The 16,084-nt window shown below is 46.0% G+C and carries 13 protein-coding genes; 1 reads left to right on the top strand and 12 read right to left on the bottom strand.

The genetic code is table 11. The features are described from left to right. Positions 1 to 5: 5 nt before the first annotated feature. Both argJ and secA read right to left on the bottom strand, forming a co-directional pair. Positions 6 to 1,241, bottom strand: a complete 1,236-nt coding sequence (gene argJ, locus C2759_RS00945; RefSeq protein ID WP_215355540.1) for a bifunctional glutamate N-acetyltransferase/amino-acid acetyltransferase ArgJ — start codon at positions 1,239 to 1,241, stop codon at positions 6 to 8. 69 nt (positions 1,242 to 1,310) lie between these two features. Then, positions 1,311 to 4,076 carry a preprotein translocase subunit SecA gene (gene secA / locus C2759_RS00940; protein ID WP_215355538.1) on the bottom strand — a complete coding sequence of 922 codons (2,766 nt, stop codon included), beginning with the start codon at positions 4,074 to 4,076 and terminating at the stop codon, positions 1,311 to 1,313. A gap of 24 nt (positions 4,077 to 4,100) precedes the next feature. Between secA and C2759_RS00935 the strand changes: the two genes are divergently transcribed. Continuing rightward, entirely contained in the window at positions 4,101 to 4,634 is a 534-nt protein-coding gene (locus tag C2759_RS00935; protein ID WP_251366983.1) for a hypothetical protein, read from the top strand. 2 nt (positions 4,635 to 4,636) lie between these two features. Here the strand turns inward: C2759_RS00935 and lpxC are convergent, their stop codons facing one another. The 10 genes from lpxC to murD form a co-directional block, all read right to left on the bottom strand. Next, positions 4,637 to 5,551 carry a UDP-3-O-acyl-N-acetylglucosamine deacetylase gene (lpxC, locus tag C2759_RS00930; RefSeq protein WP_215355536.1) on the bottom strand — a complete coding sequence of 305 codons (915 nt, stop codon included), beginning with the start codon at positions 5,549 to 5,551 and terminating at the stop codon, positions 4,637 to 4,639. Positions 5,552 to 5,578: 27 nt separating this feature from the next. After that, positions 5,579 to 6,079 carry a peroxiredoxin gene (locus tag C2759_RS00925; RefSeq protein ID WP_215355534.1) on the bottom strand — a complete coding sequence of 167 codons (501 nt, stop codon included), beginning with the start codon at positions 6,077 to 6,079 and terminating at the stop codon, positions 5,579 to 5,581. A 111-nt stretch (positions 6,080 to 6,190) separates the two neighbouring features. Further along, the gene (ftsZ, locus tag C2759_RS00920; protein WP_215355532.1) at positions 6,191 to 7,531 is read right to left on the bottom strand and encodes a cell division protein FtsZ; all 1,341 of its coding nucleotides are present in this window, start codon (positions 7,529 to 7,531) and stop codon (positions 6,191 to 6,193) included. A gap of 45 nt (positions 7,532 to 7,576) precedes the next feature. Then, positions 7,577 to 8,806, bottom strand: a complete 1,230-nt coding sequence (ftsA, locus tag C2759_RS00915; protein WP_215355530.1) for a cell division protein FtsA — start codon at positions 8,804 to 8,806, stop codon at positions 7,577 to 7,579. Between the two features lie 9 nt (positions 8,807 to 8,815). After that, the gene (locus tag C2759_RS00910) at positions 8,816 to 9,682 is read right to left on the bottom strand and encodes a cell division protein FtsQ/DivIB (RefSeq protein WP_251366982.1); all 867 of its coding nucleotides are present in this window, start codon (positions 9,680 to 9,682) and stop codon (positions 8,816 to 8,818) included. Beyond that, complete coding sequence (locus C2759_RS00905; RefSeq protein ID WP_215356589.1) at positions 9,679 to 10,671, bottom strand: D-alanine--D-alanine ligase; 993 nt, start codon at positions 10,669 to 10,671, stop codon at positions 9,679 to 9,681. Before C2759_RS00905 ends, C2759_RS00910 begins: the two co-directional genes overlap by 4 nt. A 13-nt stretch (positions 10,672 to 10,684) precedes the next feature. Continuing rightward, positions 10,685 to 12,121 carry a UDP-N-acetylmuramate--L-alanine ligase gene (murC, locus tag C2759_RS00900; protein WP_215355528.1) on the bottom strand — a complete coding sequence of 479 codons (1,437 nt, stop codon included), beginning with the start codon at positions 12,119 to 12,121 and terminating at the stop codon, positions 10,685 to 10,687. Next, on the bottom strand, positions 12,118 to 13,191 hold the full coding sequence (gene murG, locus C2759_RS00895; protein WP_215355526.1) for an undecaprenyldiphospho-muramoylpentapeptide beta-N-acetylglucosaminyltransferase: 1,074 nt from the start codon (positions 13,189 to 13,191) through the stop codon (positions 12,118 to 12,120). Before murG ends, murC begins: the two co-directional genes overlap by 4 nt. Next, positions 13,188 to 14,459, bottom strand: coding sequence for a putative lipid II flippase FtsW (gene ftsW, locus C2759_RS00890; RefSeq protein ID WP_046329460.1), 1,272 nt, complete (start codon positions 14,457 to 14,459; stop codon positions 13,188 to 13,190). Before ftsW ends, murG begins: the two co-directional genes overlap by 4 nt. Next, on the bottom strand, positions 14,456 to 16,075 hold the full coding sequence (murD, locus tag C2759_RS00885; RefSeq protein ID WP_215355524.1) for a UDP-N-acetylmuramoyl-L-alanine--D-glutamate ligase: 1,620 nt from the start codon (positions 16,073 to 16,075) through the stop codon (positions 14,456 to 14,458). Before murD ends, ftsW begins: the two co-directional genes overlap by 4 nt. Positions 16,076 to 16,084: the final 9 nt, after the last annotated feature.

Genomic DNA, 16,084 nt, shown 5'->3' with positions numbered 1-16,084 from the left:
AATTCCTATGAGCGGTAGTCAGCATTAATGGAAACGTAGTCATGCGATAGATCACAAGTCCACATTGTCTGCTGGGCTAATCCGCGACCTAGATCAATCTTGATAGTAATTTCTGGCGCCTGCATTACTCTCTGGCCATCAGCCTCTTGGTAAGCAGGATTGCGGCCACCATTCTTGGCAACCCACACATCTCCAAGCCACATTTGTACTTGGCTCACATCAAGATCAGTAATGCCAGCGTAGCCAATCGCAGCAAGAATACGGCCTAAGTTAGGGTCACTCGCAAAGAAGGCTGTCTTTACTAAAGGCGAGTGGGCGATTGCCTCTGCTACCAAACGACACTCCTTTTCAGTCTTGCCGCCTTGCACATCAATCGTAATGAATTTTGTAGCGCCCTCACCATCTCGCACAATCATTTGAGCAAGCTTACGTGCGAGATCAATTAACGCAGTCCGAACTACGCCATAACTAATATCATCCACTGATTTAATCTGCACGGCTGATTGACCAGTTGCCATGATGATGAATGAGTCATTTGTCGAAGTATCACCATCAATCGTAATGACGTTAAATGATTGATCAGCAACCTCTTGAGTCAAGGCAGCAAGTAGGCCCTGCGCAAAACCAGCATCAGTTGCGATGAATCCCAACATAGTTGCCATATTAGGGTGAATCATTCCTGCGCCCTTACAGATACCGGTAATAGTCACAGGCCCAGCTGGAGTCTGCACTATTACTGATGTCGCCTTAGGCTGCGTATCCGTTGTCATGATAGCTTCTGCCGCATCAAGCCAATGGTCTTCGCCTAGATTGGCGACTGCCTTAGGCAATCCAGCAATCAACCGATCAATTGGCAGCGGTTCAAGAATCACACCCGTTGAAAACGGAAGAATTTGCTCTGAATTAATCTTGAGCTCTTTAGCTAACTCAGTACAAGTTGCTAAAGCATCTTGCATGCCTCGCTCACCAGTACCTGCATTGGCATTACCAGTATTGACCACCAAAGCGCGAATCTCGCCTTTAGAACCATCTAAAGCCAAATGCTCTCGGCAAACCTGAACCGGCGCAGCGCAGAAACGATTTAAAGTAAAAACACCGGCAACTTGTGAGCCAGGGACTAAGGTCATCACCAATAAATCTTTGCGATTGGCTTTTTTGATTCCAGCTTCAGCGATGCCCATCTGAAAACCTTTGACAGGCTTTAGTTGGTCTTTTTGGGGGAGTGGTAGGTTAACTGTCATGGTCTGACAATTGTAGATGAGGCCTTGCAGAACTGCCGGGTCTAACAGCTCTTTTAGATTCTATTTGGCTTAACTTAACGCGCCGCAGCAGTTCTTATATTTCTTACCACTTCCGCAGGTACAAGGATCATTGCGGCCTACCTTAGGACCAGCACGTAATGGCGCTGGAGCAATTTCGATGGCTGCGCCACGATCGCCAGTTGATCCAGCCACCTCAAGGTCTGTATCAGCATGCTGATATTGCACATCTGAGAGTTTGGCTAAATCCTCATTGATTGACTCGGAGGCTTCATCTAACTCACTGGCACTACGAATCTGCACCGTCATAATGCTTTTCACAACATCATTCTTGATGACATTGAGCAACTCACCATACAGCTCAAATGCTTCACGGCGGTATTCTTGTTTTGGATCTTTTTGAGCATAGCCACGTAAATGGATGCCTTGGCGCAAATGGTCTAAGGCTGCTAAATGTTCACGCCAATGGGTATCTAAGCTATAAAGCAAAACCGAGCGCTCAAAGCCAGCGAAAGATGTACGTCCAGAAAGTTCTACTTTTGCATCATAAGTTTCTGTTGCGGCCGCCAGTACACGATCAACAATTTGCTCATCGTCCATAGACGCAGCATTTTCAACCCAATTTTTCAGATCAACTGTTAAGCCCCAGTCGCTGGCCAATACCTTTTCCAAGCCAAGCAAGTCCCACTGCTCTTCCATAGACTCCAAAGGAATGTATAGAGCGCAAATGCCGCGCAATACATCTTCGCGCAAGTTAGCAATCAGATCTCCAACATCACTACTTTCTAATACTTCATTTCTGAGGCGATAAGTTTCTTTACGCTGATCATTGGCAACGTCGTCGTACTCCAACAATTGCTTACGAATATCAAAGTTACGGCCTTCCACTTTACGCTGAGCTGACTCAATGGAACGAGTGACCATGCCCGCTTCAATTGGCTCACCATCTGGCATCTTAAGGCGATCCATGACTGCACGTAGACGATCTCCAGCGAAAATACGCAAAAGCGAATCATCTAAAGAAAGGTAGAAGCGGGAGGAGCCTGGATCACCCTGACGACCAGCGCGACCACGCAGCTGATTATCAATACGACGACTCTCATGGCGCTCCGTGCCAATAATGTGCAAACCACCTGCAACTAATACTTGATCATGCAAGCTTTGCCATTCGTCCTGCAAAATCTTAATCTTGCCCGCTTTTTCTGCATCTGAAAGAGCTGTGTCCGCCTCAATTAAAGAGGACTGCTTACCCACGTTACCACCCAAAACAATGTCTGTTCCACGACCTGCCATATTAGTAGCAATGGTAATCATCTTTGGTCTACCAGCCTGAGCAATGATCTCGGCTTCGCGAGCATGCTGTTTCGCATTCAAGACCTGATGCGGCAATTTGCGTTGATCTAACAAGCCTGCAATCAGCTCTGAGTTCTCAATCGAAGTTGTGCCTACCAAGACAGGCTGACCACGCTTGTAACAATCCTCAATATCCTTGATCACTGCGTCGTAACGCTCGCGCGATGTCTTATAGATCTGATCTTGGCGATCTTTTCTTTGGCTAATACGATTTGGAGGAATGACTACAGTCTCAAGACTATAGATTTCCTTGAACTCATAAGCTTCAGTATCAGCAGTACCTGTCATACCAGCCAACTTGCCGTACATACGGAAGTAGTTCTGGAAAGTGATGGTGGCTAGCGTCTGATTCTCATTCTGAATCTGCACACCTTCTTTTGCCTCTACAGCTTGATGCAAACCATCAGACCAACGACGGCCCTGCATTAAGCGTCCCGTGAACTCATCAACAATGATGACCTCATTATTTTGAACAACATATTGCTGATCGCGGTTGTAGAGTGTATGCGCACGCAGTGCTGCGTAAACGTGGTGCATCAAAGTAATATTTTGTGGGGCGTACAAGGAGTCGCCATCATTCAAGGCGCCAATCTCAACTAAGACTGTCTCAGCCTTGTCATGACCGCGCTCTGTTAAATAGACTTGATTAGACTTTTCATCAACCCAGTAGTCGCCTGGTTTTTCAACACCAGTGCCATCCGCTTTCTCTTCGCCAATTTGACGCTCTAAATAGGCGGGCAGTGCATTGATCTTGATGTACAAATCAGTATGATCTTCGGCCTGACCAGAAATAATTAATGGGGTACGTGCCTCATCAATCAAAATGGAGTCTACCTCGTCAACAATCGCATAGGCTAGGCCACGCTGAACACGCTGACCCAAGTCTTGCACCATATTGTCACGAAGGTAATCAAAACCAAATTCGTTATTAGTTCCGTAGGTAATGTCAGCTGCATAAGCCTCTTGCTTAGTGGTGTGATCCATTTGCGATAGATTCACACCAACCTTCATGCCTAGGAAGTTGTAGAGCGTTGACATCCACTCGGCATCGCGCTGAGCCAAGTAATCATTTACTGTAATAACGTGAACACCATTACCTGTGAGGGCATTTAAATAGACAGGGAGCGTAGCGGTTAAGGTCTTGCCTTCGCCGGTTCCCATTTCAGCAATCTTGCCTTGATGCAGTGCAAGGCCACCCATCATCTGCGCATCAAAATGGCGCATCTTCATCACTCGTGTACTTGCTTCACGAACTACAGCAAAAGCTTCTGGAGCAATATCATCCAATGACTCACCCGCAGCTAAACGTGACTTGAACTCAGCAGTTTTTGCTTGCAGTGCGGCATCATCCAAAGCTTGCATGCTAGGCTCGAAAGCGCTAACTTTGGCAACTACTTTGCGATACTGTTTTAAGAGGCGGTCGTTACGACTGCCGACCAGGGTTTTAAGAAGACCGATTACCATGGGATATTGAAGTAAATTAAGACCTTGAGTTTATCACCCGCATCCTCTTTTTATATGAACTTTGCTCCCAAACCTGTTCGCACAAAAGCCGCCCATGAGTGGTTGGAGTATTTACGCGAGTCAGAGGGCTTGGGTAGCATTCTGGTCAAGACCGAAGATCTGGCTAAACTCAAAATTGCTCTAAAAGTCGCTCTATTCGAGCTAGATTTAGAAAATTTAGCTCCCAAAATTGAGGCTGGTTGGCGTTCTGGAGCTCAAAACGAACTCTTTTTACTGGTGAACGGGGCGAGTATTGCAACCCGTCTTCAGCAAGTTTTACCTAGTTTAATCAATGAGTTAGCTAAAAAAGGAGTTGTCTGCACCAGCATTAAGGTACGCCTAAAGCCGGCGCCCTCTGCCTGGGAAATCAAGCCACGAGAGGGACGTCAAGTTAGCCAAAAGCCGACCGGTTTTAATGCCGTTGCAAGAGCCTCTTGGGAATCATTATTGGATAAATTGGCGCCTGATTCGGATCTACATCAGGCTGTTAAACGCCTACTTCAGAGCAAGCCTAAATAAACCTAGAAAAAGAGGGGTTGACTCTCTTTGGAATAGGCTGCCGGAGCCTTATTTTCGGGGAAACTGACAATTTCGTAAGAGCTAGGATCTTCTAAAAGCTTACGCAAGAGAGCGTTGTTTAAGGCATGCCCTGATTTTTCAGCAACATAGGAGCCCACAATTGGATGCCCAACTAAATACAGGTCGCCAATGGCATCTAAGATTTTATGACGCACGAACTCATCTTCATAACGTAACTCTTCGTTATTGAGAATACGATGCTCATCGAGCACAATCGCGTTATCCAAACTTCCACCTCGCGCTAAACCCATCTCTCGCAAGGCCTCAACCTCGTGAGCAAAACCAAAGGTTCGGGCACGGCCAATTTCACTACGATAAGCATGCTCAGCAAAGTCCACCACAAAACGTTGGCCAGTCTTATCAACTGCCGGATGTTTAAAATCAATAGTGAAATCTAACTTAAACCCGAAGAAAGGTTCTAGGCGTGCAAGCTTGTCACCTTCCTTCACTTCTATAGGTTTTTTAATCACCACAAACTGCCTAGAAGCTTCTTGTTCAGCTATACCAGCTGACTCCATTAAGAATAAAAATGAGGCTGCGCTGCCATCCATGATGGGTACTTCTTCACCATCGAGCTCGATGAATAAATTATCAAGTCCCAAGCCCGCACAGGCTGAAAGTAAATGCTCCACAGTGGAGACACGCACGCCATCCTTTTGTATCACAGAGGCCAGGCGGGTATCGCAAACCGCCAGAGCAGTGGCCGGTATAACCGATTGCTCTGGGGTATCTACACGTACAAATACAATTCCTGAATTTACTGGTGCAGGCTTAATAGACAAAGTCACCTTACGCCCAGAGTGCAAACCAATTCCCACGGTTTTAATCGGGGTAGCGATTGTGCGTTGCTTCATCATGATTTATCTAAATTCAGGAATGATTTATTAAAGCTTTTTCAAAATAGAAGCGGCATCACTTACTTCAAATTTGCCAGGCGCTTCACGATCCAAGGTTGTCACAACACCATCTTCAACAATCATAGCGTAGCGATCTGAACGAATACCTAAACCGCGAGCAACTAAATCCAACTCTAGGCCAAGTTTCTTAGTAAATTCAGCACTACCATCACCAAACATGCGAATCTTTTTGCCAACCTTTTGATCTCGGCCCCAGGCACCCATCACAAATGGGTCATTTACAGAAATACACCAAATTTCATCAACACCCTTTGCTTTGATTGCATCAAAGTGCTCAACATAGCTAGGAACATGCTTTGCTGAACAAGTTGGCGTGAATGCACCAGGTAATGCAAAGATCACTATCTTTTTACCGGCAGTGAGTTTTTCAACTTCAAAGGCGTTTGGCCCAATGGCGCAACCTTCACTCGCTTCATCTAAAAACTCATAAAGTGTGGCGTTTGGTAACTTTTGTCCGACTGCAATCATAAATTCTCCAATTAAATAGTTGTCATGAGTATGCCAACGCTAGCGCGGGATTCGTCGTCCGGAGGGGCGCCGCGCTGGCATTCTGCAGAACCTATTGTATTGAGCAGTGATTTAATCTGCTTGCTTACGTAAAAAAGCTGGGATTTCATAATAATCAGCCCCTTTGTCCAACATGGCTTTAGCCTGTGGCGAGCTATCAGCACCTAGAGTAGGGGCTGGTGTAGCTTCCCGTGAACTACGGAATACACGTGGCAAATCATATTGACTGTAATCAACACTACTAGATGCGGGTTGAGAAGCTATCGAGGGTGCACTACCTGTACCCGTCATTGCCAAACCGGCACTAGTAATCGGAGCTGAATCTAAATTAACTCTACTGATTGCTGCTGAAGCGCTTGCTGGAGCAAAACTATTTAAGTCAGCCATTGTTGGCATCGCATCATGTGTACCAGTAGCCTGTCTCCAAACTACCTCTGGTTGATGATGTTGACGTGATTGTGGGTTGTTCAAACCAGTAGCAACAACAGTGACACGCAGTGCATCACCTAAGCTCTCGTCATAAACAGTGCCGAAAATCACAGTAGCATCATCTGCAGCATAGCCACGAATTGCCGCCATTACTTCGCGAGTTTCGGACAATTTTAATGAACGGCTAGCAGTGATATTAACCAATACACCACGTGCACCAGATAAATCGACACCCTCGAGAAGTGGTGAAGCAACTGCAGCTTCAGCAGCTAAGCGTGCGCGATCCATGCCGGATACTGTTGCAGTTCCCATCATCGCCTTGCCTTGTTCGCCCATCACTGTTTTCACGTCCTCAAAGTCGACGTTGATCAAACCTTGCACATTAATGATTTCTGCAATACCTGAGACCGCGTTATGTAATACATCATCTGCACAGGCAAATGCCTTATCAAACTCTGCATCTTCACCCATGACTTCAAAGAGCTTTTCATTGAGAACGACGATCAATGAATCAACATAAGCTTCGAGTTCGGTAGCGCCATTCTCTGCAACCTTTAGACGCTTAACACCCTCAAAATCAAATGGCTTGCTGATAACGCCAACAGTCAAAATACCCATTTCTTTAGCAACTTGAGCAACAATTGGCGCTGCACCAGTACCTGTGCCACCACCCATACCAGCAGTGATGAACACCATATGTGCACCTTGTAATGTATCTGCAATCCGGGCTCGCGCTTCTTCAGCGGAAGCTGCACCGATTTCAGGTTTTGCGCCAGCACCGAGTCCGCTAGAGCCTAGTTGCAAATTCACAGATGCCTCAGAACGCTGTAAAGCGCCAGCATCGGTGTTCATGCAAATAAACTCTACGCCATTAACACCGCGACGAATCATGTGCTGAACTGCATTACCACCTGCTCCACCAACTCCAACCACTTTAATAATGGTTTTTCCAGCTGTTTCTTGATCTAACATTTCAAATTCCATATACCCTCCTAGGTAATAAGTACTACATTGACGACGACGAAAAACTTAAAAATTTCCTGCGAACCATTCCTTCATGCGCGAGATCACACTTTGCAACGCGCCTGATTGCGATACTCGACGACCACGCAACAACTGCGCCTGGCCTTCCATCAATAAACCGATACTGGTAGCAAAGCGAGGGCTTCGTAAAACCTCATGTAGATGGCCACGGTACTCGGGGGTACCAATACGCGCTGGACGTAAGAAGACTTGCTCAGCAAGCTCAACCATCCCCGGCATTAAAGTGGTCCCACCAGTCAGGACGATTCCTGAAGACACCATATCTTCGTAACCAGAATCACGAACTACACCCCGTACCAAAGTGAACAACTCCTCAACACGTGGTTCGATCACGGCAGCTAAAGCTTGTTTTGACATCGGTCGTGGTTCTCGATCACCAACACCTGGGACATCAATCATGGTGGCTGGATCTGCCATATCTTGGCGAGCAATACCATATTGAATCTTGAGATCTTCTGCATCAATAGTTGGGGTACGTAATGCCATGGCAATGTCATTAGTTATTTGATCGCCCGCAATTGGAATTACCGCAGTATGTCGAATAGAGCCTTGGCAGTAAATCGCAATATCAGTTGTACCGCCGCCAATGTCTACTAAGACAACGCCCAACTCTTTTTCATCTTCAGTTAATACGGCCAAACTAGATGCGAGCGGCTGCAAGATAAGATCATTTACTTCTAAGCCACAACGACGTACACACTTCACAATATTTTGTGCGGCACTAACAGCACCAGTAACAATGTGTACTTTCACTTCGAGGCGCAAGCCGCTCATACCAATAGGCTCACGCACATCTTCCTGTCCATCAATAATGAATTCCTGAACAAGAATGTGGAGAATTTGCTGATCCGTTGGAATGTTGATTGCTTTAGCAGTCTCTAAAACACGCTCAACATCGCCAGCGCTAACTTCTTTATCACGTATTGCCACCATACCGCTGGAGTTAAAACTCACAATGTGATTTCCAGCAATGCCGGTGAAGACCTGCACGATCTGGCGATCGGCCATAACTTCAGCCTCTTCAAGCGCTTTCTGAATAGACTGAACAGTAGCTTCAATATTGACAACTACACCCTTCTTCAAACCTTTAGACGCAGTTTGACCAACGCCAACAACGTTAAATTGGCCATCAGCCGCTAGCTCAGCAACCAAGGCAACCACCTTGGATGTTCCAATATCTAGTCCGACCAATAAATCGCGGTTGTCTTTACTCATTCTCATTCCTCATTGCTTCTGCTCGCTTTTTTTCCCATCTACTTCATTTTTTTTCAAACTTGCTGAAGCAAGATGAACTGCAAAACCATTTGCATAGCGCAGATCGATTGCATCTACTCGATTAGCCCATTTCTCTTGAACCTGCGGCCAATACTTAAAAAGGCGTGCCACACGATCTTCAGTTAATGTTTTGTCTGAATTTTCTTCATCCCGACCAAACTCCACCTTCATGCCATTGGACAACTTCACATTCCAAGCGTAACGATCAGAGAGAGTTAAGCTTTTCACTTCCGTACTCCAAGGCTTAAACCAAGCATTCGCTCTTTCATATAAGCGCATCACCTCTTTGCTAGCATCTTCTGGTCCCGAGAAATCAATCAAAGAAATGCCATCCCCTACATCAGATACACGTCCAGCAAAGAGTTCGCCATGGGTATTCATTAAAATGTGACTTTCGGCACCGCCCCATGTGCCAAATGGCTTTTGTTCTTCAATGCTCACAATCAATCCGTTGGGCCAAACTCTGCGAACGTTAGCGTGACGCACCCAAGGCATGGACTCGAACCCACGCTTCACATCCTCCAACCTCACGCTGAAAAAATTTCCTTGGACTGTTTCCAAAACCTGCTGCTTGACTACCGGTTTATTAATATGCTTGAGCGTTTGTCCAGCTACTGGCTCAATGACAACTTGACGTAAAGCAAAGACGGGGCGCTGACTCACCCATACTAAAATTCCAACGCAAACCATGACCGCGAAACAGCGCATTAAGAAACGGCTCAGCTTTTGCATCCGATCTGGATAATTCCAAATCGGGGAAGCCAGCGAAGTAATCACTTCACCACAACCATTCAAGAAGAAGCTAATCCGACTCATGCTTGCGTAGCCCCTTTGCTATGCAAAGTTTGACTAATGACCCAAAGAACTAATTCGGAATACTCAACACCGGCTGCTTTTGCTGCCATCGGAACCAAAGAGTGTGAAGTCATTCCCGGGGATGTATTCATCTCCAAGAGATAAGGTTTGCCAGTTTTTTGATCGAGCATCACATCAGCGCGACCCCACGTCTTGCAACCAAGGGCACGATAGGCAGCTAAAGCTAATTCTTGAACTTCTTTATTTACCTCTGCCGTAAGCCCAGTTGGACATAGATATTTAGTCTCATCGGAAAAATACTTATTATGAAAATCGTAGTTTGCTTCTGGTGGAATGATTTTTATTACAGGCAAGGCTTCAGCATTTGCACCAAATCCAACCAGCGGACAAGTCAACTCGTCACCAACAATACAAGTTTCTGCAATCACCTTTTTATCCATCCCGGCGGCTAACTTATAGGCAGCGGGTAATTCTTCAGCGAATTTCACTTTAGTTAAACCAAGTGACGAACCTTCATGTGCGGGCTTCACAATTAATGGCAAGCCCAAATGCTTTACTACCGCATTCCAGTCGCTGTCAGCTTTAAGCTCTTGAAATTCAGGGGTGGAGAGACCGCTACTAAGCCAAACAAGCTTGGTCGCAATTTTGTCGATTGCCAATGCAGAAGCCAGCACACCACTACCGGTGTAAGGCAAGCCTAATAGCTCGAGTAATCCCTGGATAGTGCCATCCTCACCATAACGTCCATGTAAGGAGATAAATACGCGATCGAATTTTTCATTTGCTATTTCGGTTGGACAGCGTATACCTGGATCAAACGGATATGCATCAACACCCTTAGAGAGCAGGGCTTCCAATACACCATTACCCGACATTAAGGATATCTCTCGCTCACCAGAGCGACCACCCAGCAAGACGCCTACTCGACCTAATGATTTGACATCCAAATGAGCGAGGTCACTCTTCACGCGCTCGCCCCAGGAATGCATATGCATGTTTTGATTAGACATGTTTCGTCTCCGCCAGTACATGAGGCAATCCAGAGATCGAGCCAGCGCCCATCGTGATTAAGACATCACCATCACGCAATAAAGTGCTAAGTTTTTCTGGCATTTCTGCAACACTTGACGCAAAAGCCACGGCTGCACTATCTAAGGAGGAAGCAATTGTCTTATCAGTAGTGAGAGCAGCTTTCATAAGACTTTGTCCATCCGCACCCCGAATCTTTGCCTCACCAGCTGGATATACCTCGGTTAACACTAGTGCATCAAAGTTTTTGAGAACCTGCACAAATTCACCGAAGCAATCACGAGTTCTTGTAAAACGATGTGGTTGAAATGCCAATACCAAGCGACGGTCAGGGTAAGCCCCACGGGCTGCAGATAAAGTAGCTGCCATTTCAACAGGGTGGTGCCCGTAATCATCTATTAATGTGAAGCTTCCACCAGATGCCAAAGGAATTTCGCCATACCTTTGGAAGCGGCGACCAACGCCACTAAATTCAGATAAAGCCTTCACGATAGCCTCATCGCTAACACCTAATTCCGTTGCAATACCAATTGCTGCTAAGGCATTTTGAACATTGTGTAAGCCGGGCAAATTTAATTGCACCTCAAGACGACCTGGCTTATTGCCATGACGACGTACAGTTTTACGATCAACCGTAAAGTGCATATGAGTACCTTCAGCCCGCACATTACTTGCACGAATATCCGCATCATCAGATAAGCCATATCGCAATACTGGCTGAGATACAAACGGAATAATATCTCGAACGTTGGAATCATCAATGCACAGAACAGCAACACCGTAAAAAGGCATACGCTGAATAAACTGCACAAAAGCCTGCTTCAATCTGGCCATATCATGCTGATAGGTATCCATATGATCAGCATCGATATTGGTAACTACCTCCATCGCTGGAAATAATTGCAAGAAAGAGGCATCAGACTCGTCTGCCTCAACGACAATGAATTCACCCTGACCTAAGCGTGCATTAGCACCTGCAGAATTTAGCTTGCCCCCAATAACGAAAGTGGGGTCTAAACCACCCTCAGCCAAGACTGAGGCAACTAAACTAGTTGTCGTTGTTTTGCCATGAGTACCTGCAATCGCAATACCCTGCTTTAAACGCATAAGCTCACCGAGCATGACAGCCCGCTGAATAACAGGAACTTTAGCTGCACGAGCAGCTAGCACTTCGGGGTTATTTCCCGCAACTGCAGTAGAAATCACTACTGCCTCTGCAGTACCAATATTTTTAGAGTCATGTCCAATATGAATAACTGCACCCAAATCCTGTAGGCGCTTTGTTACAGCACCTTCAGCCAAATCGGATCCCGATACCTGATATCCGAGGTTCAGTAAAACTTCGGCAATACCACTCATGCCTACGCCGCCAATACCAACAAAATGGATTTGCTGAACGATATGTTTCATATACCCACTCCTGCACAGTCTGCACATACTTCGGCCACACGCTGGGTTGCATGAGGCTTTGCTAAAGCATGCGCACGCTTAGCCATCACTTGTAAATCTTGGCGACTCAAGTTTTGAATCATGGATGCCAGATCCTGTGGGTTGAGATCTTGTTGTGACAATAAAATTGCCGCATCTGCATCAGATAAAAATCGTGCATTTGCAGTCTGATGATCATCAATCGCATATGGAAATGGAATTAAACAAGATGCAACGCCACAAGCTGCGATCTCTGAAACGGTCATTGCACCAGAGCGGCAGATCACTAGATCTGCTTGGGCATAGGCACTGGGCATATCGTCAATAAAAGGGCGAATATCAGCAGCAACACCTAAATTTGTATAGCGCTGTTGTAGATCAGCGAGATGCTTATCACCCGCCTGATGAATTACATGAGGTCGCGCATTTTTATCCATCAATGCCAAAGCCGCTGGGATGACTTCATTTAAGGCAGCAGCACCCAAACTTCCGCCTACCACCAGAATTGAGAGAGGGCCCGTGCGCTCTTCATAGCGTTTTGCTGGGGCGGCCACAGTTTCAAATTCTTCACGGATTGGATTACCTACCCACTCAGCATGAGTCATCGTATCTGGAAATCCAGTCAAGGTACGCATAGCAATTTTGGCTAAAGCACGGTTAGCACTTCCCGCCACAGAATTAGCTTCATGTAAAACCAATGGCTTCTTCAAGAATTTTGTCATCAAGCCACCAGGAAAAGTGATGTAACCACCCATACCTAAAACTACATTTGGTTTAATGCGGCGCATGATCTTCCAACTCTGCATACAAGCTCTTGCAAGATTGAATGGCAACATCAATGTTGCTTTGATACCCTTACCGCGCAAGCCACCAAAGTTAACCGCCTCAAATGGGAAGTCACAAGCTTTTACTAAGCGAAACTCCATCCCGCTTTGATTGCCAAGCCAAGATACATTCCAGCCACAAATTCGCAGATATTCAGCAACAGCTAACCCCGGGAAAATATGCCCTCCAGTGCCACCGGCCATAATCAGTATCGATGGCTTGGTCATAGCTTGCCACCCCGCATTAAGATTCGGTTTTCGTAATCAATCCGAAGTAGCATTGCAATGGCAACAGCATTCATTAGTATTCCTGAGCCGCCATAACTTACTAGTGGAAGTGTTAAGCCTTTTGTAGGAAGCAAACCTAAGTTCACACCCATATTGATAAATGCTTGCCAACCAATCCATATCGCAACACCTTTAGCAGCAAGACCCGCAAAACTGCGATCTAATTGCAAAGCAGTGCGGCCAATCAGGAATGCGCGACGCACGATCCAGTAGAACAAGAAGATCATCACCACTACACCGACAAATCCGAGCTCTTCACCAATCACCGCCATGATGAAATCGGTATGCGCCTCAGGCAGGTAGTGTAATTTTTCAACGCTACCACCTAGACCAAGGCCAAACCATTCTCCACGACCAAATGCCATCAGAGAGTGGGTTAATTGATAGCCTTTATTTGCTGCATTGTCGACTTGCCAAGGATCAATAAAAGCCATGATTCGCTTTTGACGGAAAGGTGAGAAGGCAATGATTGTCACGGCACTTAAAATTCCGACAGCCAATAGTCCACCAAATAATTTGGCGTTGATGCCACCTAAAAATAAAATTCCAAATGCAATGAGCGATATCACTACGAGTGCACCCATATCTGGCTCAGCCATCAGTAAGCCGCCAACTAAGGCGACAGCAATACCCATTGGTAGCATGCCCTTAACAAATGAGTGGAGATATTCTTGGCGTTGAACTGTATAGCTTGCAGCAAATATCACTGCAGCAAACTTCATTAATTCAGATGGCTGGAAGTTCATGAGACCCAATGGAATCCAACGTTTGGCACCATTCACGCCTTTTCCAATACCAGGAATAAGCACGGCAATCAATAGCAAGACGGTGAATCCAAAAATGATTGGAGAATAGCGATCCCATACGTGAGTTGGGATCTTAAATACCCAAATGGCAACACTAATTGCGATTGCTAATGAAATGCAATGACGAATTAAGAAAAAATTACTACTGTAATTTGCGTACTTAGGGCCATCTGCCAAAGTAATGGAGGCTGAGTACACCATGACTAGACCGATGAGGGCTAAAGAGAGCACCGCCCAAACCAACAGCTGGTCATAGTCCATCATGCGTGAGCGAGTTTGCTCGACACCAGAAACTGCATCCCTCAAGCCACTGCGGAAATTGTCTATTCCGCCTCTAGAAAAATTCCAGAAGCGACCAAGACCCAAGCGATTCTCAGGAAAAAGTTTTTCCTTCAAACTCATGCATCGGCTCCTTCAAATTGCATTCCTAGTTCCTGAACTTCAGAAACAAATGCCTCAGCACGTGCAACATAATCACTGAACTGATCAAAGCTGGCACAAGCCGGCGATAGCAATACGATATCGCCTGACTGAGCTTGTTTTGCTGCTTGTGCTACTGCGTTTTGCAGAGTCTCGCTCATGACACACGGCACTGAATCGCCCAAAGCTTCAGCAATGATTGGGGCGTCTTTGCCAATGAGGAAAACACCTTTTACAAAACGTAATGTAGGATCGCGTAGGGGGCTAAAGTCTTGGCCCTTACCTTCACCACCAGCAATTAACCAGATCCGCTTACCAGGCTCATTGGCACTTAAACCATTTAGAGCAGCTACCGTTGCTCCTACATTAGTGCCCTTACTATCGTCCACATATTCAACATTCGACACAATCGAAACACTTTGAACACGATGAGGCTCGCCATGGTAATCCCGTAAACCGTGTAAAAGTAGATTCATCGGTAAACCAGCTGATCGTGCCAAGGCTAATGCAGCTAAGGCATTTAAAGCATTGTGGCGACCGCGAATCCGTAAAGCATCTGCAGGTATTAATCGCTTGAGCCTTAATGGTTCATCCTCTACGACAACTGCTTTACGGCGACGCTTCGGTTGTGGCTCAAGATCTTCATCCACTTCAGCCCAGACTAACCAATCAATTCCACCAGCACGCAGATCATGTTCTATGCCAAAAGTACCCTGCTCATCAGGACGGCCAGCACCAAAAGTAATCACTGATTTATTGGATTTCTGCTCGTCAGTAAGTAGATTCGTGACCAGCGCATCATCGCGATTCAAGATGCAGACAGTGTCTCGACCAAAGATATTAGCTTTTGCCTCAACATAAGCCTGCATATCTCCATGCCAATCCAGGTGATCTTGCGTAATGTTTAATACAGTCGCTGCTGTTGCATTAAAGGTACGCGTGTAAACCAGTTGGAAGCTAGATAACTCAAGTACCCATATCTCAGGCATATCGGCAACTTGATCGGACTCATCCAAACAAGACATCAACTTATCCAACGCTGCTGGGCTGATATTGCCAGCTACAGCAACTTTCTTGCCAGCGCGTTCGCACAACTGCCCTGTCAAGGCCGTTGTGGTTGTCTTTCCATTTGTTCCAGTGATGGCCAATACAGCAGGTTTGTATTGTGAGTGTTTAACCTGGGCCATGCGATCTAATGCAGCAATGGCTCTGGCAAAGAATTCTAATTCCCCCCAGATATCAATACTCAATTCCTCTGCTTTAGCCAAGAAAGAAGCTGCTGGCTCTTGAAGTGGTGATAAACCAGGGCTCATTCCAATAACTTCAATATTTTTTAGATTGAAGTCGTCCAAAGGACCAAAATTAGCATCTTGGAGTCCAGCAAATTCAAGATCTGCTAACCAGGCCTTTTGTCGCTCATTCAGATTTTCACGATCCCGTGTATCGGCCAGACTGACCTTTGCAGCATTCCGCAAACACCATTTGGCCATAGCATAGCCAGATTCACCCAATCCTAAGATCAAGAAATGTTGGGGTGCTTGATACCCCTCATCTGCGATGAGATCTGGGTTAGCGAAGGCTTGGTCTAAGTTATGCATATTCTTTGG

It is taken from the genome of Polynucleobacter sp. MG-Unter2-18 (genome assembly GCF_018687675.1).
Lineage (GTDB): Bacteria > Pseudomonadota > Gammaproteobacteria > Burkholderiales > Burkholderiaceae > Polynucleobacter.
The sequence above is the reverse complement of the archived record's forward strand: the minus strand, read 5'-3'. Positions and strand labels throughout refer to the sequence as shown.